The 23,131-nt window shown below is 49.0% G+C and carries 22 protein-coding genes; 1 reads left to right on the top strand and 21 read right to left on the bottom strand.

Going from position 1 to position 23,131, the window contains the following annotated elements:
• Window positions 1-4: 4 nt before the first annotated feature.
• The 17 genes from ABEW34_RS24030 to sucC all read right to left on the bottom strand — a co-directional run bounded on the left by ABEW34_RS24030 (window position 5) and on the right by sucC (window position 17,537).
• Window positions 5-916 carry a MotE family protein gene (locus ABEW34_RS24030; RefSeq protein ID WP_430162071.1) on the bottom strand — a complete coding sequence of 304 codons (912 nt, stop codon included), beginning with the start codon at window positions 914-916 and terminating at the stop codon, window positions 5-7.
• Window positions 917-955: 39 nt separating this feature from the next.
• Window positions 956-1,402, bottom strand: a complete 447-nt coding sequence (gene fliJ, locus ABEW34_RS24025; RefSeq protein WP_056038243.1) for a flagellar export protein FliJ — start codon at window positions 1,400-1,402, stop codon at window positions 956-958.
• A gap of 8 nt (window positions 1,403-1,410) precedes the next feature.
• On the bottom strand, window positions 1,411-2,736 hold the full coding sequence (gene fliI / locus ABEW34_RS24020) for a flagellar protein export ATPase FliI (protein ID WP_056038246.1): 1,326 nt from the start codon (window positions 2,734-2,736) through the stop codon (window positions 1,411-1,413).
• A complete protein-coding gene (locus ABEW34_RS24015) occupies window positions 2,726-3,574 on the bottom strand; it encodes a FliH/SctL family protein (RefSeq protein ID WP_348272610.1) in 849 nt (282 codons plus the stop codon). Before ABEW34_RS24015 ends, fliI begins: the two co-directional genes overlap by 11 nt.
• On the bottom strand, window positions 3,558-4,571 hold the full coding sequence (gene fliG, locus ABEW34_RS24010; protein ID WP_099520679.1) for a flagellar motor switch protein FliG: 1,014 nt from the start codon (window positions 4,569-4,571) through the stop codon (window positions 3,558-3,560). The genes ABEW34_RS24015 and fliG overlap by 17 nt, the downstream gene beginning before the upstream one ends.
• Window positions 4,572-4,582: 11 nt before the next feature.
• Window positions 4,583-6,172, bottom strand: a complete 1,590-nt coding sequence (gene fliF / locus ABEW34_RS24005; protein WP_430162068.1) for a flagellar basal-body MS-ring/collar protein FliF — start codon at window positions 6,170-6,172, stop codon at window positions 4,583-4,585.
• A gap of 44 nt (window positions 6,173-6,216) precedes the next feature.
• Window positions 6,217-6,525 carry a flagellar hook-basal body complex protein FliE gene (fliE, locus tag ABEW34_RS24000; protein ID WP_430162066.1) on the bottom strand — a complete coding sequence of 103 codons (309 nt, stop codon included), beginning with the start codon at window positions 6,523-6,525 and terminating at the stop codon, window positions 6,217-6,219.
• 35 nt (window positions 6,526-6,560) lie between these two features.
• On the bottom strand, window positions 6,561-7,010 hold the full coding sequence (gene flgC, locus ABEW34_RS23995; RefSeq protein WP_056038258.1) for a flagellar basal body rod protein FlgC: 450 nt from the start codon (window positions 7,008-7,010) through the stop codon (window positions 6,561-6,563).
• Window positions 7,011-7,013: 3 nt separating this feature from the next.
• Entirely contained in the window at window positions 7,014-7,421 is a 408-nt protein-coding gene (gene flgB, locus ABEW34_RS23990; protein ID WP_430162064.1) for a flagellar basal body rod protein FlgB, read from the bottom strand.
• 224 nt (window positions 7,422-7,645) lie between these two features.
• Complete coding sequence (gene codY, locus ABEW34_RS23985; protein ID WP_056038264.1) at window positions 7,646-8,416, bottom strand: GTP-sensing pleiotropic transcriptional regulator CodY; 771 nt, start codon at window positions 8,414-8,416, stop codon at window positions 7,646-7,648.
• A gap of 27 nt (window positions 8,417-8,443) precedes the next feature.
• Window positions 8,444-9,847, bottom strand: a complete 1,404-nt coding sequence (gene hslU, locus ABEW34_RS23980; protein WP_430162062.1) for an ATP-dependent protease ATPase subunit HslU — start codon at window positions 9,845-9,847, stop codon at window positions 8,444-8,446.
• Window positions 9,848-9,862: 15 nt separating this feature from the next.
• Window positions 9,863-10,411 carry an ATP-dependent protease subunit HslV gene (hslV, locus tag ABEW34_RS23975; protein WP_056038270.1) on the bottom strand — a complete coding sequence of 183 codons (549 nt, stop codon included), beginning with the start codon at window positions 10,409-10,411 and terminating at the stop codon, window positions 9,863-9,865.
• Between the two features lie 69 nt (window positions 10,412-10,480).
• On the bottom strand, window positions 10,481-11,821 hold the full coding sequence (gene trmFO, locus ABEW34_RS23970) for an FADH(2)-oxidizing methylenetetrahydrofolate--tRNA-(uracil(54)-C(5))-methyltransferase TrmFO (RefSeq protein WP_430162060.1): 1,341 nt from the start codon (window positions 11,819-11,821) through the stop codon (window positions 10,481-10,483).
• 168 nt (window positions 11,822-11,989) lie between these two features.
• The gene (gene topA, locus ABEW34_RS23965) at window positions 11,990-14,089 is read right to left on the bottom strand and encodes a type I DNA topoisomerase (protein WP_430162058.1); all 2,100 of its coding nucleotides are present in this window, start codon (window positions 14,087-14,089) and stop codon (window positions 11,990-11,992) included.
• 27 nt (window positions 14,090-14,116) lie between these two features.
• Window positions 14,117-15,238 carry a DNA-processing protein DprA gene (dprA, locus tag ABEW34_RS23960; protein WP_430162056.1) on the bottom strand — a complete coding sequence of 374 codons (1,122 nt, stop codon included), beginning with the start codon at window positions 15,236-15,238 and terminating at the stop codon, window positions 14,117-14,119.
• A 164-nt stretch (window positions 15,239-15,402) separates the two neighbouring features.
• Window positions 15,403-16,338 carry a succinate--CoA ligase subunit alpha gene (sucD, locus tag ABEW34_RS23955; protein ID WP_056038283.1) on the bottom strand — a complete coding sequence of 312 codons (936 nt, stop codon included), beginning with the start codon at window positions 16,336-16,338 and terminating at the stop codon, window positions 15,403-15,405.
• A 38-nt stretch (window positions 16,339-16,376) separates the two neighbouring features.
• Entirely contained in the window at window positions 16,377-17,537 is a 1,161-nt protein-coding gene (gene sucC, locus ABEW34_RS23950) for an ADP-forming succinate--CoA ligase subunit beta (protein WP_430162054.1), read from the bottom strand.
• Window positions 17,538-17,911: 374 nt separating this feature from the next.
• Between sucC and ABEW34_RS23945 the strand changes: the two genes are divergently transcribed.
• Window positions 17,912-19,483, top strand: coding sequence for a YifB family Mg chelatase-like AAA ATPase (locus ABEW34_RS23945; RefSeq protein WP_430162052.1), 1,572 nt, complete (start codon window positions 17,912-17,914; stop codon window positions 19,481-19,483).
• A 164-nt stretch (window positions 19,484-19,647) separates the two neighbouring features.
• Here the strand turns inward: ABEW34_RS23945 and ABEW34_RS23940 are convergent, their stop codons facing one another.
• The 4 genes from ABEW34_RS23940 to ABEW34_RS23925 form a co-directional block, all read right to left on the bottom strand.
• Window positions 19,648-20,052 carry a YraN family protein gene (locus tag ABEW34_RS23940; protein ID WP_430162050.1) on the bottom strand — a complete coding sequence of 135 codons (405 nt, stop codon included), beginning with the start codon at window positions 20,050-20,052 and terminating at the stop codon, window positions 19,648-19,650.
• Window positions 20,045-20,350 carry an EscU/YscU/HrcU family type III secretion system export apparatus switch protein gene (locus tag ABEW34_RS23935; RefSeq protein WP_099520688.1) on the bottom strand — a complete coding sequence of 102 codons (306 nt, stop codon included), beginning with the start codon at window positions 20,348-20,350 and terminating at the stop codon, window positions 20,045-20,047. Before ABEW34_RS23935 ends, ABEW34_RS23940 begins: the two co-directional genes overlap by 8 nt.
• The gene (locus tag ABEW34_RS23930; RefSeq protein WP_430162048.1) at window positions 20,347-22,284 is read right to left on the bottom strand and encodes a hypothetical protein; all 1,938 of its coding nucleotides are present in this window, start codon (window positions 22,282-22,284) and stop codon (window positions 20,347-20,349) included. Before ABEW34_RS23930 ends, ABEW34_RS23935 begins: the two co-directional genes overlap by 4 nt.
• 219 nt (window positions 22,285-22,503) lie before the next feature.
• Entirely contained in the window at window positions 22,504-23,115 is a 612-nt protein-coding gene (locus tag ABEW34_RS23925; RefSeq protein WP_430162046.1) for a ribonuclease HII, read from the bottom strand.
• Window positions 23,116-23,131 lie beyond the last annotated feature (16 nt).

Here is a 23,131-nt window from a genome sequence, read left to right as displayed (position 1 = left end):
CTCTCTATTTACCCGCCATCAGCTTCGAAACGATTTGAGCTGTAACTTTATCATTCAATGTCGACATCTCGCCAACAATTTTGGATCTTGTTGTATCATCTACAGCATTCAAAATACGCAGCACCTTACTGGCACTTACGTCAGACATCGTCATCAGCAATTTGGCCGCACTTTTCGCATCCATAGCTGCAAATGTTGCTCCTAGCTGCGTCGAATCCAGTGTCGAAGACGTTGTAGTCGTTGTCGCTGTAGTTGACTGGGCATTTTTGAGCTGCGATTGCAGAGCCGCAATTTGCAAGTCTTTCGCCGAAACGGTATCCTTCAGCTTCAGCGTCGCATCAGCCGCTGTTTTTGGCGTCATTTTCTCCAAAATTTTCACACGATCATTTGGAGCCATCGCATCGAGTACAAGCACCATTTCATCAAGCGACATGCTTTCTAAAATGGGTGCGGCCTTATTCGGTGCAATTCGTGCATACATGCTGGCGAGCTCTTTAATTTTGGCCGTGTATGCCTCATCTTCAAGCGCCTGTGTTGCATTTGACTGCTTCAACTGCTCAATTTGGCTTTTCAAGCTGGCAATTTCTTTTTCCTGATCCGTTTTAAGAGTGGACGTCTCCGTCAGCTGACCCTCTTTCTCTGTCAGTTGAGCTTGCAGCTCGGAAATTTTACGAGTCATATTTTCTGCCTTGAGCGTTTCATCTGTGCTTTCACCGCCAGTTGACTGCGGATTCGGCAGCACATCTCTGAGCAATGGAATCGAATTTCCGACCGTGAGTGCCTGATTTCGCATATCGCTATTAAGAAGGATTAGCAATATGCCCAGCACAACAATCGTAAACAACACCGGGGTCATAAAAAACATGGCCCGCTCAAAACCACTATATCCTTGTTTCTCCACATCTGTATCTGCCACTGATTTCACTCCCTCTAGCCTTGCGCTGCAGCCGGATGTTTACGGCACGCTTACCATGAAACGGACAGTTGCCATTTCATCCAACTCGTTTTGCTCCTTAAGCTGCATCGCATACCGGAAACGTTCCTTCTCGTTATCCTTTGCCTTCAACCATACTTTCTCGTCCTGCATTTTATCCGATAGCTTGATCCGATTTTGCTCGACGACCTTTTGCGCCCGTTTCACTTCAAGCCGTTTAGCTTCAATACAGGAGTCCAAATAATCCACATATTGTTGAATGGTCTGAAGCTCAGCCAAAGAAACGCCGGATTGCGAAGACTGATGCTGCTTCTGCTCCCATTCTGCACGGCTTTCACGCAATTGCTCGACGGTCAGCTCGGCAGCCTGCAGCTCTCCAATGGAAGAGGACAGGATCCATTCTGCCTGCGTTTTTTCACTTGTCTTCAGATCAACGATTTTTTGGTAGGAATAACGAAATGCTCCCATTCAACGCTTCATCTCCTGTAAAAATCAATTATTAGCCGCTCCTGAGCTTCTTCCAAGGTGACTTTTTCATTTGTTTTTTGTCTCGTGAACTGATGAATCGAATCAATGAATTGCATCGCCAAATCAATTTCTTCATTAGAACCGCGTTGGTACGCCCCAATATTTATAAGGTCTTCCGAATCTTTATAAATAGATAATAGGCGCTTCAACTGATTAGCCGCATCCTGCTGCTCCTCCGTAATAATTTCTTTCATCACCCGGCTCACCGATTGCAAGACATCAATGGCTGGAAAATGTCCTTTATGCGCAAGATGCCTACTCAGAACGATATGGCCATCCAAAATCCCCCGGACTGCATCCGCAATAGGTTCGTTCATATCATCCCCATCTACTAGAACGGTGTAGAACGCGGTGATTGAGCCTTTTGGACCAGTTCCCGCTCGTTCTAGCAATTTCGGCAAATTCGCAAATACGGAAGGCGTATATCCTCTCGTTGCAGGTGGCTCGCCGATCGCCAGACCTACTTCACGAAGTGCCATAGCGTAACGCGTAACGGAGTCCATCATAAGCATGACGTTTAGACCACGATCGCGAAAATATTCAGCAATGGAGGTGGCGATCAGTGCCCCCTTCATTCGAATGAGTGCTGGCTGGTCCGAGGTAGCGACAATGACGACCGAACGGGCTAAGCCTTCAGGTCCCAAGTCCTTCTCAATGAACTCTAACACTTCACGGCCACGCTCGCCGATTAGTGCAATGACATTGACATCGGCTGAGGTGTTTCGGGCAATCATGCCGAGCAGGGTACTTTTCCCTACCCCGGATCCAGCAAATATACCTACACGCTGGCCTCTTCCAACAGTCAGCAAACCATCAATAGCTCTAACGCCAATGCCCAGCGGCTCCAGAACACGAGGACGCATAAGCGGATTGCTTGGTTCATTATGAGTAGAATAATGCTGCATTCGGCTTGGTAAAAAAGACCCATCAAGCGGCTGACCGAGGCCATCCAGCACTTTTCCAAGCAGCTCGGAGCCTACCTGCACGCTAAGCGGCTTGCCTGTTCCTACTACATCACAGCCTGAGCTGATGGAATGCAAATCGCCCAGCGGCATTAGAATCACTTTATTGTTCCGAAAGCCTACAACCTCAGCCTTTATCGGCTTTGCCGCTTTATTCGGATAGATGTAGCACACATCACCAATACTTGCATCTGGCCCTTCCGATTCAACGGTAAGACCGATGACCTGGGTGACCTTTCCATTCACACGTATGGGGTCAATTGCCTGCAAATGCTCGACATATTTGCCAGCCTGCAATGAACTATTGCTCATCAGCCTGTCCTCGCTCGTCCCTTGATTGATGAGCGAACTGGACCAGCTCGCGTTTTAATTCTGACAGCTGTGTATCGATTCGGGCATCAATGCTTCCGTATGCGGAACGAATAACGCAGCCAAAATCTTTAACCGTCGCATCTGGCAAAATTTGCAGCTCGGCTTGCGAGTCGACTGCCAAATTCAGCTCTTCTTGCGCAGCCTGGACGAAAGCCAACTGACCAGGTGCGACGCACAACGTAATAACACCTTGCTCGCGTCTTCTTGCAAGCGACTTTTTAATTAGTTCAATGACCATTTCTGGAGCTTGCTCCAGCTGTTGGCCGATTACCTTTTCCGCTACCGCGCAGCTTAGTTCCACCAGAAACGGTTCCGCTTCCTGAATGATCTGCTCACGCATCGTATAAGCGGAAGATAATATCGCATTCGCTTCGAACAGCTTTTGCTCCCATTCCTGCTTGGCCAGCATATTCGCTTGCTCAATGCCTTCCGCGAAACCACGTTCATAGCCTTCGCTGCGGGCTGCTTCTGTCGTCGCTTCATCCTCGAGCCTTTTTTCCAGCCACCAGGCTTCCACATTCGCTTCAGCCTCAGTCAGCATTTGCTCGCATTGAGCTCCCGTTTCCCGCAATCGTTCTTCTGCAAACTGCCTGGCATCAGCAATAATTTGATCCCGCAGCGTAATCGTTTCTTCATCAGGCTGTTCTTCCTCTGGAGCTTCAGCTTCACCATTCGCATCTGCTGCAAGTGCTGCATGCTTGTTCTTCCAGTAAAGCTCTCTTAGTTGATCGATAGAAACAACGCTTGTGGATTTTATCAAATTAGACAATGATATCATCTCCTCCGCCACGGGCGATAATGATTTCACCTGATTCCTCTAATCTGCGAATCGTTGCGACAATACGGGTCTGCGCCTCCTCTACATCACGCAATCGGACTGGACCCATAAACTCCATTTCTTCCTTGAAGGTTTCCGCCATGCGCTTCGACATGTTTTGGAAGATGGCATCCCGCACTTCTTCGCTAGCGACTTTAAGCGCAAGCTGCAAATCCGAATTTTCGATATCGCGGATAATCCGCTGAATCGAACGATTGTCGATGTTGACGATATCTTCGAAGACGAACATCCGTTTCTTGATTTCTTCTGCAAGTTCAGGATCTTGAATTTCCAGAGAATCGAGAATGGTACGTTCCGTACCGCGGTCAACACCGTTCAAAATTTGAACGATAGAGTCGATACCGCCAGCATTTGTGTAATCTTGAGTAACGGTAGCCGAAAGCTTCTGCTCAAGCACTCGTTCCACCTGAGAAATGACCTCCGGTGAAGTGCTGTCCATAAGCGCAATCCTTCTCGCGACTTCGGCCTGCTTCTCTTGTGGAAGAGAGGACAAAATGTGCGAAGATTGCTCCGATTGGAGATAGGACAACACGAGCGCAATCGTTTGAGAGTTCTCGTTTTGAATAAAGTTGAGTATTTGCATCGGCTCTGCTTTGCGGGCAAAGTCGAATGGCCGCACTTGCAAAGTAGCAGTCAATCGATTTATTACTTCCGCCGCTTTGCTCTCGCCCAGCGCCTTCTCCAAAATATCTCTGGCATACGTAATACCGCCTTGGGAAATATATTCCTGAGCTACACAGATTTGATTGAACTCTCCTAAAATCGTTTCACGCTCTGAGCTGTCCACTTTACGCACATTGGCAATTTCAAGAGTTAACTGTTCAATTTCATCTTCTCTTAAATGTTTAAAAATTTGAGCTGACACTTCGGGACCTAGTGTAATTAGCAGTATTGCTGCTTTCTGCCTTCCGGTTAGCCCATTCATCGATTTACTCATGCAAACGACCTCTATTCATCGACAAGCCAAGTCCGAAGTAAATTAACAAATTCATCCGGCTTGCGTTTGGCGAGTGTCTCAAGATTTTTACGTGCTTGGCTGTCATTGCTTAAGCTATCGAAATCAAGGGTAGGATATTCTACAGCCGTAGATGCTACAACTGCTTCCTGTGCTTCAGCTGCTGCTGCTGCTGCCGCTTGCTGTCTGCGTCTGCGAACGAGCAAAATGATCAAACCGGCAATAATCGCAAGTGCTGCTGCTCCAATTCCGATTGCCCATCCCATTGATAAGCCGCCAATCGTGTTTGTAGCGGTGCTTTCAGCAAATGTTTGCCCAATAAGTGAAACCTTTTTGTTGATTAAATCGTCATTATTAACATCTTGACCTGAATCGGCAAGCTGTGCACGTACCAAACCTGTCAAGAAGGTCGTAATCTCTGTACGAGATTCTGGAGTGAGTCGACTTGCTTCAACACCGATGCTAATGGATAGATCTTTAATTACGAAAGGTCCTGAAATCGTGGTACGATTAATTCTTCCAAAATCGTAATTAATAGTAGAAGAGCTTTCTTCCGAGGTAGAGTTTCCAGAGCTATCTGTTGCAGTATAGCCCGGCACATCCGTTTCTCCCGTTCCTGCTACACCGCCTGCACTGGAGCTGCCACCTGTAGAAGAACTGGTCTGATCGGACTGGCTAACAATAATTCCATTATTATTATTGTCAGGCAGCGGCACAACCTGCTGTTCCTCTGTCTTCTTATTATCGAAGTTCAAGCTGCTTCCGATGCTGATAACTAGATTTTCGGAACCGACAATCGGTCCCAGAAACTGTTGAATGTTCTTTTTCAATTCCGCTTCATATTTGCGTTGAATTTGGAATTGGCTGTCTACTGCTTCTGTTGTACCTGCAATCGTGCCCCCCGCTTCGGAGGATACCAGCTCGCCCTGCGGACCAGAGATGGTGATGCTGTCCACTGTCGTACCTGGAACTGCCGATTTTACCAGATTGTAATAACCGTCAATTTCCTTTTGAGTTGGACGATAGCCAGCCATAAATTCCAAGGAGATGGCAGCCGTTGCTTTGTCTTTCTCTTCAGGAGTTAGAAACACACTTTCTTCTGGCAAGTTCACAAGCACTTTAGAGCTTTTCACGCCTTGCATGCGATTCAGCAATTGTTGGATCTCGCCGTTCAAGGCGCTTAAATATTTGACATTAAATTCATTTTCTGTTGTCCCGAAGGTCGAAGAGCTTTTTGTAAAGGCCTCAAAACCGATTGAACCGTTCTGTACAAGACCAAGTGAGCCGATTGTTACTTTTGTGCGTTCCGCTACAGCACTTGGTACCGAAATACTAGTTCCGCCGCTCCCTAGCTCATAAGGGATACCATTGCTATCCAGGTAGTTCATAATGGCTGCTGAGTCTGTTGTATCCAAATTTTGAAAAGCCAATTCATAATCCGTTCTTGTAAAAATGACAGTAAGAAGAATTATAGATAACAACAGTACGCCTACAGAAGCCCCCAAGCCTATTTTTTGTTTTTTTCCCATTTGACTCCAGAATTGCGAAATTCTCAGTCTAAATTGGGCGATTTTCTCGTTCACCTTGTCACCTCACCCAAATTCTTTGCCAGGTTTTTTATCGTTCATTATACCTGCATCCGCATGATTTCTTGATATGCCTCTACAACCTTGTTGCGGATTTGTGAGGTTAGTTGAAGACTAAGCTGCGCTCTTTCGCCAGCAATCATGACCTGAGAAACATCAACTTCACCAATTAAAAACTTATCGTTAAGCGTATGTACATTTTGTTCCTGGGCGCTAACGCCCTCAATTGCGTTATTTAAAAACTGGCTAAATGTTTTTGTAAGTTCTGCCGGAGTAGCTTGCTCTACAGGTGCAGCTGTCATCGTCTTTAAAGGCTGCAACTGGTTCATTGATGAAATGGCTTGAATCACTATATTCCTCCTCGGCTATTGTTTAATGGTTGCTGCTACTTCCCAATTTCCAATGCTTTTACAAACATCGCTTTAGAAGAATTAATGGCTGTTACGTTCGCTTCATAAGAACGCGAAGCCGAAATCATATCAACCATCTCTTTCGCGACGTCTACATTCGGCATATTTACATAGCCGTTTGAATCGGCATCAGGATGGGTAGGATTATATACAAGCTTCGTTGGGGCTGTGTCATCAATGATTTTGGCAACCTTTACCCCGCCAGTTGTTGTACTTTTTCCCATTTTGGCATTCAGCGCATTGGAAAAGCTTGATTTCAACGGCTCCAAAACGACCATTTTCCGTTTATAAGGCACGAATTGTCCATTCTCATAGCCGGCACGCGTCGTTTCCGCATTCGCAATATTTGAAGAAATAACATCCATTCGCAGGCGCTGTGCGGTTAGAGCAGAGGCGCTCGCATCAAATCCGCTGGAAATTTTCACTCTTTAACCTCTCCCTTCTATTGCGGTTCGCATCATTTTGATTTCATGATTGACTTGCTGCAGATAAGCGTTATAGCTCAGCTGATTTTTCGCAAGCAACGACATTTCTCGATCAATATCCACATTATTCTCATTATTGTTCATGGCGGTGTCTTTATCGCTTATGACTTGAGGCGTAGGATTGACCGGCCCACCTATAGGAATATGCCTTGCATTCGTAAGCTTTCCTTTCAGCTTAGGTGAGCTATTACCCATTTGTTGTTCCAAAAGCTGCTCGAATTCGACTTCTGACCGTTTAAAATGCGGAGTATCCACATTGGCTATGTTATTCGAAATGACATTTTGCCGCATTTCTGCTGCATGAACTGCCCCCTCTAGCCTTTGAAATGAAGATCCGCTTAATAAGTTCACTTTATTATCACCACTTTCGATAATTAAAAGATCCTAATATAAGGTATTCAACACACTTCGTAGCATTCCTGCTTTGTTCGACATTAAATTATTAAAAAAATGAGATCATGCTGTCGATATTTGCCGACATGTTTATATTCAACAATTCTCCAAATTATTACAATAAGAAAAAAGCCCTATCTTTAAAATAAGATAGGGCTTTTTTAGTCGTTTAGACTCATATTTTATGATTTAATTTTTTCCAACTCTTGAAGAAGCTGGTGATTTAATATCTTAATGTAAGTTCCCTTCATTCCGAGTGATCTAGTCTCAATGACCCCCGCACTTTCTAATTTCCTTAGGGCATTTACGATTACAGACCTAGTAATACCGACCCTGTCAGCAATTTTGGAGGCTACAAGCAGCCCCTCTTTTCCTTCCAATTGCTCAAAAATATGCTCGACTGCCTCAAGCTCGCTGAACGATAACGAACCAATAGCAACCGACACGACAGCGCGACTGCGTGCCTCATGCTCAATTTCTACCGAACGCTCGCGTAAAATTTCCATGCCGACAATCGTAGACCCATATTCTGCAAGCACTAAATCATCATCGTCAAAAGCTCCTTGGTGCCGTGTCAAAATTAGCGTGCCTAAGCGATCTCCGCCACCGGTTATCGGGACGACCGTCATAATTTCCTGCTGCCCTAGGGACGGGAATGTCTCATAAACGCCAGCATACGGCGCCACATTCGTGACCGATTCTGTCATTTCAAGAAATTGCTCGTTGCTTTCCTGCGGGAATCGCAGCTCTTCTGCCGACATGGAACGCAGCGAGTCATGATCATGCGGATTCACAGCCGCACAACCGAGCACCTTTCCCCTGCGGCTTACGACAAATACACTCGTTTGAATGGTGCTGGTCAGCACCTCCGCCATTTCTCTGAAAATAAGCGGCTTGCCAGCCGCCCGCTGCAGCAGGCGGTTTAGCGTCCTTGTTTTTGTTAATAACGTCATGCCATTGCCTCCTAAAACTCATACCAACTACAATATATATTGACTCAAATCTTTATTTTGCGCAATGCTTCCCAGCTTTTCACGGACATATTCCGGTGTGATCAGCATGTGATCCAGCGTAATATCCGGAGCTTCGAAGGAAAGATCCTCAAGCAGTTTTTCCAAAATCGTATGCAGCCTTCTCGCTCCGATATTTTCAGTATTCCGATTCACTTCTGCGGCAATGGATGCCAGCTCATGAATGGCCTCATCTGAAAATTCAATTTCAATGCCTTCGGTTTGCAGCAGTGCTGTGTATTGCTTAGTCAGCGCGTTTTTCGGCTCCTTCAAAATGCTTACAAAATCATCAAGCGTGAGCGATGTAAGCTCCACCCGAATCGGAAAACGGCCTTGCAGCTCGGGAATCAAATCGGATGGCTTGGCGATATGGAAAGCACCTGCGGCAATAAAGAGCACATAATCCGTTTTTACCGGACCATATTTGGTCATAACCGTCGAGCCTTCAACGATTGGCAAAATATCACGCTGCACGCCTTCACGCGAAACGTCTGGGCCATTTCCACGCGAGGAGCTCGCAATTTTGTCAATTTCATCGATAAAAATAATGCCTGACTGTTCCGCACGTGTAACCGATTCCGAAATCACATCATCCATATTGATCAGCTTGTTTGCTTCTTCCTGAATCAGCACTTTACGCGCTTCCTTAACCGGCAGCTTGCGCCGCTTCGTTTTTTTCGGCATCAGCTGTCCGAACAGCTCCTGCATATTCATGCCCATGCCTTCGGGGCCCTGGCCGCCTGCGAGCATGTCCAGCATATTCGGTGCAGCATCTTCAACCTCAACCTCGACCATTTCATTTTCCAGCTTGCCAGCAGCAAGATCAGCCTGCACCTGAGCCCGTTTCTGCACAATCGTCTGATCCTGCTCCGGCTCTTCAGCTTGCAGATTATCGTTTTGCTGGTTGCCAAAAAGCATCTCGAACGGATTTTTTTGCGTCTTTTCCTTTACTTTGGAAGGAACAAGCAGCGTCACCAGCAATTCGTTTGCCAGCTTCTCCGCTTTATCTTTAACCTGCTCGGTTTTTTCCGTTTTCACCATGCGGATCGCTGTTTCAACCAAATCGCGAACCATGGATTCAACGTCACGACCTACGTAACCTACCTCGGTGAATTTCGTTGCTTCCAGCTTTACGAAAGGCGCTTTTACGAGCTTCGCCAATCTGCGGGCAATTTCTGTTTTACCAACGCCTGTAGGACCGATCATTAAAATATTTTTCGGCACGACCTCATCACGCAACGCTTCATCAAGCTGACTTCTGCGATAACGATTGCGCAAGGCGATTGCGACCGAACGTTTCGCAGGCTTTTGACCGACAATATACTTATCCAGCTCCGCTACGATCTCTCTTGGTGTTAACGCTGCATTTGCCATATTAATCTCCTCCGCTTAAGAGCCGATTTCTTCGACAATAATATTGTGATTCGTGTAGACACAAATATCTGCTGCAATTTCTAGCGCCGAACGTGCCATTTCCTTCGCATCCAGATGAGTGGCATGGCGCTTGAGCGCTCTAGCTGCGGACAAAGCAAAGCTGCCGCCCGAGCCAATGGCTAAGAGGCCGTCATCCGGCTCAATAATTTCGCCATTTCCTGAAATCAGCAAAAGTCCCGTCTGATCCATAACCAGCATCATCGCTTCCAGCTTGCGCAGCACGCGATCCGAGCGCCATTCCTTCGCCAGCTCTACAGCCGAGCGCTGCAAATTACCATGATGCTCCTCAAGCTTCGCCTCGAACTTCTCAAAAAGCGTAATCGCATCAGCAACCGAGCCGGCAAAACCCGCAACGACTTGCCCGCGATACAAGCGGCGTACCTTTTTCGCTTTATTTTTCATCACCATGCTGTTCCCGAACGTTACTTGACCATCCCCTGCAATCGCGCCTTTTCCCTCGTGACGGACTGCGCAAATCGTCGTTGCATGAAATTCCATTTCCATCTCTTCGCCTCCTCTATGCAAATGTGCCTGTACTGATCCAAACCTTTAAAAATAGCTGCATGACCGTAATTAGTTGTTTACCAAATGGGTGAAATGCTCCTGCTTAAATTTCTCAACACCAGCAAGCGCACGGTTCGCAATCGCTTCATTCTTTTCCTTCTTGCTCTTCAAGCGTTTCTCAAGCGGCGGGAACAATCCGAAATTCGCATTCATAGGCTGAAAATGTTTGAAATCCGCCGTCGTAATATACTGCGCCATACTGCCCAGCGTCGTGTCTCCAGGAAGCACAAGCGGCTCAAGATTGCGTGCAAGACGAGCGGCGTTGAATCCGGCGATTAAACCGGAAGCCGCTGATTCCACATAACCTTCAACACCCGTCATCTGGCCAGCAAAAAATAATGTAGGACGATTTTTAAGCTGATAGGTCGGCTCGAGCAAGCGTGGCGAATTGATGAACGTATTGCGGTGCATAACACCGAAACGCACAAACTCGGCATTTTCAAGTCCTGGAATAAGCGAAAATACCCGCTTCTGCTCTCCCCATTTCAAATGAGTTTGAAACCCAACCAGGTTATACAGCGTGCCAGCCGCATTGTCCTGTCGCAATTGAATAACGGCATGAGGCAGCTTGCCCGTATGGGGGTTCACAAGTCCAACTGGCTTCATCGGTCCAAAAAGCACTGTTTGCTTGCCGCGGCTTGCAATAACTTCAATTGGCATACAGCCCTCAAAATATACTTCCTTTTCAAAATCTTTTATTTCCGCTTTCTCGGCATTAACGAGTGCATCATGGAAAACTTCGAATTCCTCTTCCGTCATCGGGCAGTTCAAATAAGCGGCTTCGCCTTTATCATAGCGGGAAGCGAGATAAACCTTGCTCATATCGATAGAATCTTTCTCCACAATCGGTGCAGCAGCATCGTAAAAGTAGAAATATTCCTCACCCAGCAGCTCGCGCACTTGCGCGGACAAGGCCGGAGCCGTGAGTGGGCCGGTCGCAATAATGACGATTCCGTCCGTTGGAATTTCCGTTACTTCCTCATTGCGGACTTCAACGAGCGGATGCTCGTGCAGAAGGCGCGTTACTTCACCGGAAAACCCGTCCCGGTCAACAGCAAGCGCACCGCCTGCTGGAACTGCATGACGATCCGCGCAGCCAAGAATGAGCGAATCCAGCTGGCGCATTTCCTCTTTTAGCACGCCTACGGCATTTGCGAGTCCATTGGCACGCAAGCTGTTGCTGCATACGAGCTCGGCAAACTGATTCGTATGATGGGCTGGGGTTTTCGTCTCGGGCCGCATTTCATAGAGTACGACAGGTACGCCTTGGGATGCGATTTGCCAAGCGGCCTCGCTGCCGGCCAGGCCAGCCCCGATAACGGTTACTTTTGGATAGGATGATGATGACAATGAACTTACCTCCAAATCATAATACGCGCTTCGCGCAAATAAATATCATTTTTTTTGTGAAATTGCGGGTCAAACCTACAGGAAGGATAAAACACAGCTGTCCTCCCTATTCAGGGAGGACCGGGTCCACTCACATGTGGAGCTGTGCACAGCATCGTAGATGCCGCTTTATGCTTCTTCCTGTTCTTCATCCTGCAGCTCTTCGGAATAATCGCATGTAGGACATTGCAGCTTTGCTCCGCTGCGATTTCGTTTTTCTACGAGCATGCTTTCGCATTTCGGACATGGCTTGCCTGAAGGCTTATCCCATGAAACATAATCACAAGCTGGATACGTATCACAGCCGTAGAAAATCCGGCCCTTTTTACTTCTCCGTTCAATAATTTTGCCTTCCTCGCATTTCGGGCAAGGCACGCCGATATCCTTAACGATCGGTTTCGTATTGCGGCAATCCGGAAAGCCGGAGCAAGCGAGAAACTTGCCGAAGCGTCCCATTTTATAAACCAAATGCCGGCCGCATTTTTCGCAAATTTCATCGGAAACCTCATCTTGAATTTCGATTTCCTTCATTTCCTCTTCCGCTACTTCCAAACGCTTCTCGAACGAGTCGTAGAAGGTCGCAAGCACTTTGACCCAATCCTGCGAGCCTTCCTCCACATGGTCGAGATCCCCTTCCATGTTAGCTGTAAATTCAGCATTGAGAATTTCCGGGAAAAACTCTTCCATCAACTGAATAACAAGGTCGCCAAGCTCAGTCGGCATAAATTTCTTCTCTTCTATCGCAACGTATCCGCGCTTCTGAATCGTTTCCAGCGTTGGCGCATACGTACTTGGCCGCCCTATGCCGAGCTCCTCAAGCGTTTTCACGAGCCTGGCCTCCGTAAATCGCGGCGGCGGCTGTGTAAAATGCTGTTTAGGCTCAATAGCTTCCGCAGGAATCATATCCCCTACTTCAATTGGCGGCAGGAATTTATGCTCCTCCTCTGCTCCATCATCATTGCCTTCCACATATACTTTCATAAATCCGGCAAACTTGACCTTCGATCCATTCGCACGGAACTTCACATCGCCAGATATCATATCGACGGTCATCGTATCGAGAATGGCTGAAGACATTTGGCTGGATACGAAGCGTTCCCATACCAGTTTGTACAACCGGAACTGATCCCGGCTGAGGAAGGGCTTCATCGTATCCGGATCACGCATAATAGCCGTCGGCCTGATCGCTTCATGCGCATCTTGGGCATTGCTGTTCTTTTTGGCATAAATGCGAAGCTGCTCTGGCATATAAGGAGCGCCGTAGCGCTGCGTAATGTATTCCTTTGCTTCTTCCTGCGCAATCGGGGATATACGAGTGGAATCCGTTCTCATATATGTAATTAGACCGACCGTGCCTTCCTTGCCTAGCTCTACACCTTCATAAAGCTGCTGGGCAACGGACATCGTCTTAGACGCCCTGAAACCAAGCTTACGGGCGGCTTCCTGCTGCAGGGAGCTTGTAATGAAAGGAGGTGCAGGATTGCGCAAACGCTCCTTTTCCTTCACTTCCGCTACTTTAAAATCGGAGCCGCTTTCCATCGCATCCAGCACGGCTTGCATTTCCTGCTCGTTGCCGAGCTCGCGCTTCTCGCCGCCGATGGAATGGTATTTGGCCTCAAATGGGACACCGTTTTGCGATACCTTTGCCGTAATCGACCAATATTCTTCCGGCACAAATTCATCGATTTCATTTTCACGGTCAATAATCAGCTTGACGCATACCGATTGAACACGGCCAGCAGAAAGGCCCTTCTTGACCTTTTTCCACAGAAGCGGACTGATTTTGTAGCCGACAAGACGATCTAGAATACGCCTTGCCTGCTGCGCATTAACCAAATCCATATTGATTTTGCGCGGCGTCTTAAAAGCATCCTTAACCGCTTGCTTCGTTATTTCATTAAATACAACGCGGCAAGTATCCGAGGCATCCAGCTCTAAATAATGAGCCAAATGCCATGCAATAGCTTCCCCTTCGCGATCCGGGTCAGCCGCCAGATAAACATGCTTCACTTTTTTGCTGGCGCTTTTGAGTTCTTTCAGTACGCTGCCTTTGCCGCGAATCGTAATATATTTTGGATTGAAATCATTTTCAACTTCGACGCCAATCTGACTTTTTGGCAAATCGCGAATATGGCCCATGGAAGCCTTAACAATATATTTGCTGCCTAAATACTTCCCTATTGTTTTCGCTTTGGCTGGTGATTCGACGATAACTAATGAGTCTGCCACGTTAGGCGCCCCCCTCTCTACTGCTTACTACAATGCTATATATAGCGATCCAGACTGCTGCTCGATCCTACGTTTTATACATAAATTTATCAGAAGAGCGCTTAAATGTCCAAAAGGAACAGCTATCAGCTGGTGTAATTCATTAATGGATAATGGACGCTCTCGCAGCAGTGCGATAATTTTTCGTTCATCAGCGGACAATTCCTTGTCCGATTGGCGCTGTGAAAAGGCAGAAGTATTCGACTGTTTCAGCCGTTCATCGCCAAGCCACGTGTACTCTTCAAAAATATGCTCGGCCGCGCTAACCAGCTTTGCTCCTTGGCGAATAAGCGAATTAGGCCCTTCACTTTTAGGTGAAGAAATCGGGCCCGGCACAGCGAATAAATCACGGTTCATGTCCAGCGCTTGCGCTGCTGTAATCAAAGAACCGCTGCCAATCGCACCCTCTATGACGAGCGTGCCAAGGGAAAGTCCTGCGATAATCCGATTGCGCAGCGGAAACATGCCTGGATGCAGCGGTGTGCCGATTGGCGTTTCCGAGAGCAATAGCCCCTCTTCCGCTATTTGGCGGTACAAAGTTCTATTCTCTGAAGGATAACAACAATCTACGGCGCATGCAAGCACAGCTATCGTGCTGCCAACTCCTCGCAGAGCCGCTTCATGCGCCTTGCTATCGATTCCACGGGCTAAACCGCTCGCAATAGTCATCCCGCCTGCTGAAAGCTGCTCAGAGAGCATAGAAGCAGTATGACGGCCATATGCGGTAGGATTGCGCGTTCCGACGATTGCTATAATTGGACGCTTCAACAGCTCCAGACGGCCAAGCGCATACAGCACCCAAGGCGGCTGCGGAATTTGCAGCAAATAGTTGGGATAGGCTTCATCAAACGGTGTAATGACACTAGCTCCAAGCTGAACGGCCTTTTCATAGGAAGAGCCTGAAGCAACAAGTCCTTGCCCTACTCGCTTAACAGCCGACCGTGCCTGCAGGGTGCTAAAACCAGCCTTAACATAGGCTGCTTCATCCTGACCGCTGCCCTCTCGCCAAGCGCCGCTCCCTACTGCCTTCTGAATCGTGCGCCAGCCAATGCCTGGCACTTCGCTAAGCATCATTATGATTTGCCTGCATTCATCATGATCACGTTCCATATCGTTCGGCCTCCATTATAATGAGGCACGCCCTTACATTCTTTCCTATTGTGCGTTACATGGCTGAAGAATGCAAGTCGCCCTCTCATCTTCATAAAAAAAAAGCAACCTTTCAGCTCCCGCTAACGGGAATCGAAAGGTTGCTTACCTTTTTCAAAGCTTTATTATTTTGCAACAGTTGTGCATTTTTCCAACAGGCCTTGCTCTTCAAGCACTGATACGAGCGTGGAGCCCATATCCGAAGGAGTAGGCGCTACTTTAATTCCGCATGCTTCAAGCGTAGCGATTTTTTCAGCAGCTGTTCCTTTACCTCCGGAAATGATTGCGCCAGCATGGCCCATACGCTTGCCCGGAGGCGCTGTTGCGCCGCCGATAAAGCCTACAACCGGCTTTTTCATATTGGCTTTAACCCATTCTGCCGCTTCTTCTTCTGCTGTACCGCCAATTTCACCGATCATAATAACCGCGTAAGTATCAGGGTCATCATTGAAACGGCTCAAAATGTCGATAAACTCGGAGCCTTTCACTGGGTCGCCGCCAATACCGACTGCAGAGGATTGTCCAATGCCGCGAGTCGTCAATTGGTGAACCGCCTCGTAAGTCAATGTTCCCGAGCGGGAAACAACGCCTACATGGCCTTTCGTGTGAATGTAGCCTGGCATAATGCCGATTTTACATTCGTCTGGTGTAATAACACCTGGACAGTTAGGTCCGATCAAAATCGATTTGCTGCCTTCCATATAACGCTTAACTTTGACCATATCTAGTACCGGAATACCTTCCGTAATACAGATAACAAGTTCAAGTCCAGCGTCAACGGCTTCTAGAATAGAATCAGCTGCAAATGCTGGCGGCACATAAATAACCGAAGCTGTAGCGCCAGTCGCTTTTACTGCCTGCTCAACAGTGTTAAACACTGGAAGCGATACCGTTGAACCGTTTTCAAGAGTGATATCAACGTTAGTTCCGCCTTTACCCGGCGTTACTCCGCCTACCATTTGCGTACCGTAATCGAGTGCGCCTTTCGCGTGAAACAAGCCAGTTGCGCCCGTAATCCCTTGCGTAATCACTTTTGTATCTTTGTTTACCAAAATGCTCATCGAATCTCACATCCCCGTCCATGAATTCATACGCGTATTTATTTCACGAGAGCGACAATTTTTTGTGCGCCGTCTGACATAGAGTCCGCTGCTACGATGTTCAGTCCCGACTCGTTCAGCATTTTTTTACCCAATTCAACGTTTGTGCCTTCCAGTCTTACGACAAGCGGACGATCGAGGCCAATTTCCTTCGCGGCCGCAATAACGCCATCCGCAATAACGTCACAACGCATAATGCCGCCAAAAATATTAACGAAAATCCCTTTAACATTTTCATCGGACAAAATGATTTTGAACGCTTCTGTTACTTTCTCTTTCGTTGCACCGCCGCCTACGTCCAGGAAGTTCGCCGGGTCGCCGCCATAATATTTGATAATATCCATTGTCGCCATAGCAAGGCCTGCGCCATTAACCATGCAGCCAATGTTGCCATCAAGGGCAATGTAGCTGAGATCGTATTTGGAAGCTTCGATTTCTTTCGCATCTTCCTCTTCCAGATCGCGCAAAGCGACAATATCCTTATGACGGTATAGGGCATTGGAGTCAAAATTCAGCTTCGCATCCAGCGCCATTACTTCACCATCGCCAGTTACGACAAGTGGATTGATCTCGGCAATAGAACAATCTTTCTCTACGAAAGCGTTGTACAACGAAATCATGAATTTAACAGCTTTGTTGACGAGTGCAGTTGGAATGTTGATTGCATAAGCGAGCTTACGCGCTTGGAATACTTGCAGTCCCACAGCTGGATCAACGATTTCCTTGAAAATTTTCTCAGGGGAATGCTCGGCAACTTCTTCAATTTCCGTGCCGCCTTCCTCTGAAGCCATAATGACGACGCGGCCTGTGCCACGGTCAAGAACAGCACCGATATAATATTCTTTCTTGATGTCACAGCCCTGCTCAATAAGAAGGCGCTTAACTTCTTTGCCTTCTGGGCCAGTTTGATGCGTAACGAGCACTTTTCCAAGGATTTCTCCTGCATATGCGCGAACTTCATCCAAGCTTTTTGCGACTTTAACACCGCCAGCTTTACCACGGCCGCCCGCGTGGATTTGTGCTTTTACAACAACAACTTTCGTACCAAGCTCTTCTGCTGCTGCAACCGCTTCATCAACGGTGAACGCAACTTTGCCCTCAGGCACAACTACACCATACTGTTTCAATAACGCCTTGCCTTGATACTCATGGATATTCATTGTTGAAATCCTCCATTTCATAGACCGAAATCAGTCGTATGTACACAAACATCTATTATCATAGCATTTTTCCTCAGGTGTTACCTTATATTCATGCAAGAATACTTCGGCTTTTTTGATATGGATTCAATCTCAATTTGAGATTAAACGCCACAATTCGCTAATTTACTGCCTTTTACTCGCATCCATCCCCCTTTCGTTCAATATTCAATATTTGACAAAAATGGACAGTGCCCATTATGATTAGTTTGTACCAAACATTCGTTTGCTACTCCATAAGAGCAACAATTTTGGCATTTCACTAAAATCATAACCGCGATATACAGGACGTAAGGAAGCACCTTCATCCCACTAATTGGAGGTGCTTTTTTTATATGTTCAGCTTAATGCAAAGCGCGACCGTATATGGTGTCGAAGGCAAAGAAATTGCAGTGGAGGTCGATATTGCAAGCGGCCTGCCGCAAATTGCGGTAGTCGGTCTGCCAGACCCCGCTGTGCGCGAATCCGTCGAACGAGTACGGGCTGCTATTAAAAATAGCGGCTTCACCTTCCCCATGGAGCGTATTACCGTGAACCTCGCCCCTGCCGATTTGCGAAAGGAAGGCACCGCATTCGACCTTGCCATAGCTGCTGGCATTTTGGCGGCTAGCGGACAATTAAATGCGACCCTCTTTCATAACACGATGATGCTGGGCGAGCTGTCGCTTAACGGCTCTATTAGGCCGGTTACGGGCGTGCTTGCGATGATCGAACAGGCTAAAAAATCGGGTATCCGCCGCGTGCTGCTGCCGCTCGCCAACGCTCCGGAGGCTGCCTGGATAGCCGGCATGGAGCTTTTTGCGATCGCGCATTTAATGGATTTGCGTCCACAGGATAGCGAGGGGCTGGAGGCAATTCGCTACACGCCATCACAACAGAATGACGACAAGAGCTATTCAGGGCTGCTGGCTAAAAATAAACCTGTGCTTGCGCCTGAATGCGGCGACTACAGCGATGTTATCGGTCAGCAGCTGGCCAAGCGTGCGCTTGTTATTGCTGCGGCAGGTCGGCATAATGTGCTGTTTTCAGGCCCGCCAGGCACAGGAAAAACGATGATGATTCGCAGGCTGCCAACCATTCTCCCGCCTCTGACCGAACAGGAAGCGATTGAAGTGACCAAAATATACAGTGCTGCCGGCAAGCTGTCTACGGATAATCAAGGACTGATTGCTGCTGCCCCTTTCCGCGCCCCGCATCATACGATTTCTGCAGGCGGGCTCGTAGGCGGCGGCTCTGTGCCAAAGCCTGGCGAAGTGACGCTCGCCCATCATGGCGTGCTGTATTTGGACGAGCTGCCTGAGTTTTCTCGGCAAACACTTGAGGTGCTCAGGCAGCCGTTGGAAGATGGAATTGTGACGATTGCCCGCACTAGCGCCGTCTTCCATTTCCCAGCGCGAATGATTTTAGCTGTGTCCTTTAACCCCTGCCCTTGCGGATTTTCAGGGCATGAAACAACAGATAAACGGTGTACCTGCACCGATGCCGTAATTGCTCGCTATAAATCCAAGCTGTCCGGTCCGCTTCTCGATCGGATCGATATCCAGCTTGAGGTTCCGCAGCCCATTGATCTCGGCAGTTCGATAACGGATAGCAGCCGAAAACCTCTGTCTTCTGAAGCGATGGGCCGCCTGGTCGTAGCAGCTCGGGAGCGGCAGAAAGCACGTTTTGCCAAGCTAAAAATCGAGGGCGATGCAAGCTTATCTGGCTCATCCCTGCACCGGGCGATGCTGATTCGACAGGATGCTGCGGAGCTGCTCGGTCACGCGCTGCAGATGCTCCCTATCAGCATGCGTGCCCATGACCGCATTATGCGCCTTTCGCGAACGGTAGCTGATGTTGAAGGCAGCCAATATATCGAGGCCGAGCACATAGCAGAAGCTATCCAATATCGAAAGCTAAACTTATAAGCAATTCAAAATAGGATTTTAAACAAGTAATCAATCAAACGACAAAAGGAGCATCACCGCCTATGCGCAGTGATGCCCCTTTCATTTTTAGCAGGATGGCTTTCGACTTCTAATCAATGGGACTCACACACCCCTTTAAATGTTCTCAATTCAACCATATACCGCTAAAATGCCGCTATTATATGCTTCAGCTCGCTGATTGCATCATCATGCTCCAGCGTAATTGCAATGACATCAAAGCGTATGCTCCGTTCCAGCTGCCGAGTCAGCTTCAAGTAAACTTGCGCTGTTTCCGCTACTTGTTTTTGCTTGCGCCAGTCAACCGACTCCGCGGCTGTGCCGAAACGTCCGCCTGTCCGGCGTGTGCGCACCTCGACAAATACCAGCTTGTCTTCCCCGCACACAATGAGATCCAGCTCGCCCGATCGGCAGCGCCAGTTTCGCTCCTCAATCGTATAGCCGGCATCCAGCAAGTAGGCTTCTGCAGCAGCTTCCCCAAGCTTTCCAGTCCATTTGCGCTTGTCAGAACGTTTGCCGATAGCCAGATCAGGCTTTCTTCTATTACTCATTCAAATCCCTCGCCTTACGATCCGAGCGATAAACAAAGCTGAGTATTTCTGCTACCAGCGTATAGAGCTCAGGTGGAATCGTCTGATCGATATCAAGCTTTGAGAGCACTTCTACAAGCGAAGCATCCTCCTGCATCGGAATGCCGTTTTCCTTCGCCTTTTCTATTAGCTGCTCTGCTAGATAGCCTTTGCCTTTCGCAACGACGACAGGCGCTGTTCCGACGCCCGGCTCGTATTTGAGCGCAACCGCCCGCCGTATCGGTTCAGGTTTGTTGTTCTTGTTCTCTTCTGCGCTCATGCCTTCAGGTCCACCCCTTTATAACGGCCGGAAAGAAACGTCCTTGGGGCAGTAATATGTCCTTCTGCAGCTCCTTCTGCAGCTCCTTCTGCAGCATGGTCATCATTTTCTGCGATCGGAGAGGTTCGCAGCGACAGCAGCTGGTAGCCCGCCTGATTCAAGCTGTCTGCCACTTCCGCTCGGGAAGACTTCGCAAGACCATCCATCGCCGGATGATTATTCCACAGCGTCAAGCTTACAATTTTGTCCACGACATGGACGTCTACTACCGTATCTCCTAACGTTTTCATCGATAAATCAAACAGCAGCCGGCAATTATCCGCATCAAGCTCTCCCTTTCGGCCTCGCCGCGTTTGAATATGGACCGATGCCGTCTGATTGCCGTCATCTCCCTTAAAAGGAACGAAAACGGTGAGATGGCTGAAAAGAGCGCCATTGCGCTCAGGCGACATTAGCAGCTGCTGGCCTGTAATATGCTGCACTAGCTGCTGCGCCGTCTCTTTGAGTGCGGCGGGCGCGTCATCGAAGGTTGAAAGCGCGAGAAGTACGCTTTTCAAAGATTCCTGCACATTCTGTTTATTATCTTGAGCAAGAGCAGGCAATGGCTCCCCTTTGTGCCCTTGCAGCGTATTCGCCCCAAAATCGGCTTTCAGCATGTCAGCGCCAAGTTTACCGCCTTCAGGCAGCTTGTCGCTCGCCGCTGCTGCCTGCTGGTGCGCTTGGGCAGCTGCTAAAGGCCGCTCAGCTGCTCCAGATCGCTCTTGCAGCTGAACGGGGCTTGCATTGCGCCCAGACGCGTTTTCACCGCGCAGCGCCTGTTCTGCGCCGTTACGGGTCTGATTGGCGGCACCCTGCTCTGCTTCTGCTGCTTGTTGCTCCGTCGAGCCTGCCGCTGGCTGTGCCTGAATGCCGAGCAGTTGCTTTCCGAGCTGCTGCTCGTGATCAACACCGAGCCACTTCATCATCTGGCCGAGCCAGTTGGCCGGACTGGCATCCGCCTTGCCCGCCGCTCCTGCTGTCGCAGCGGCGGCACCCGTTCCCGCAGCAGCATCGCCTTTGCTCGCTGCCACACCCGCTTCAGCCCCGCTCGTCTTCGCGGGCTGTCCACTGCCTGCTGTCTCCGCCGCTCTCGCCGCGGCAGCTCCCGCTTCTGCTCCGCGCGGCTGCAGCGCATTCGCGCGCCCGGCTTCGCCAGCGGCGGCTCCCGGCTTCTCGCCGCCGCCAAGCCCCCGCAGCAGCTCTGCGCCTTCGCCGAGCAGCGCTTGCAGCTTGCCCAGCTGCTGCGCCAGCTGGGCCTCCTTCCCGCCCGCCTGCGCCTGCCCGCTGGCGGCTTCCTTGCCGCCGGCTGCAGCAGCAGACGACGCCAGCTGGCTCAGCTGGTCCAGCAGCTCATGCGCCGCTGGACCAAACATCACCTGCTGCAGCGCACTAATCGTCGCTGCTGCCACAGGCAAACCGCGCTTGAATGCCGAGGCTGCCGCCTGCATCCATTGCTCCGTATTCGCGCCTGACGGCATAGCTGCCGCCGCTTGCTGAAACATCTGCGCGGCATCCTTGTTCAGCGGGATGCCTTCTTGATTTAAGTTCTTTATGATTTGCGCCGCCCATTTCTGGTCGGGCAAAGCAAACTGCTTAAGCAGGTCCTTGATCGACTGCTCCGGCAGCTCGGCGAGCGCAGCATCTATTTGCTTGAGCATAATAAGGCCGCCTTCCGCCTGCGCACCAACCTGAAGCATCGCTGCTTGACCTGCGGCCAACGGCACCTCAAGGGTCGCCCTTATCTGCACGCCGTTGATTTGCACGATTGCCTCATTGTTGTCCGATACCTGCAGCACCAGGGCGCGTACCGTCTGTCCCGGCTTCAGCTCAGCTGAACGTATATCCGTTCCCGACGCTTCGCCCAGCATGCTTCTCATCATTTGTCCAATATTCATTGCCATCGCTCCCGTTTTACGATGAAATTCAGCTTACGCCCGTCAGGCATCATCCTGCTTCGCTATCAAAACATGCTTTATTACCTTTATCGGCTAGTCGCCTTCGTATGATGAATCAGCTTTTTCGCCGCTGGCTCAATCTACTCGTTTTAACCCTCATTATACAAAAAAAGACGGCGCATACGCTGCACCAACAGCACGCCGTCTTACTTTATTTATCTAAAATAATTGCTGCTGCTCCGCAAATATTTTCCCAAGAAAGGTTTTGCGATGCAGCGGGCTCGCCCCATACTCTAGCAGCCGCTCGCGATGCAGCTTCGTCGGGTAGCCCTTATGTACAGCTATGCCGTATTCTGGGTACAGCTGCTCCCATTCATCCACACATAAACGATCGCGCGTTACTTTGGCCAAAATCGATGCAGCAGCAATCGTCTGGCTGTTGGCATCCCCTTTGATGATCGCAAGCTGCGGCTTTGGCACATCCACTTTCTCTGCATCAATGAGCAAATAATCAGGCTCTATCGCCAATGATTCGATGGAAAGCTTCATCGCAAGCCTAGCCGCCTGCTTAATATTAATGCGGTCAATTTCAGCAGCGTCTACACGGATAACCGACCACGCGATACACTTTTCGATAATGATGTCATAAAGCTGATCCCGCTTTTTCTCCGAGAGCTTCTTGGAATCATTTACCCCTTTAATGACCAGATCAGGGGGCAAAATGACAGCAGCAGCGACGACATCGCCGAACAGACAGCCCCGGCCAACCTCATCCACACCGGCAATCGCCCGGCTGCCTTCGCTCCACAGCTTACGTTCATACTCCAGCATGTTCGCCTATCCCCCG

The sequence above is a fragment of the Paenibacillus algorifonticola genome (assembly GCF_050481745.1).
GTDB classification, from domain to species: Bacteria; Bacillota; Bacilli; order Paenibacillales; family Paenibacillaceae; genus Pristimantibacillus; species Pristimantibacillus algorifonticola_A.
This window is presented reverse-complemented; position numbering and strand designations above follow the sequence as displayed.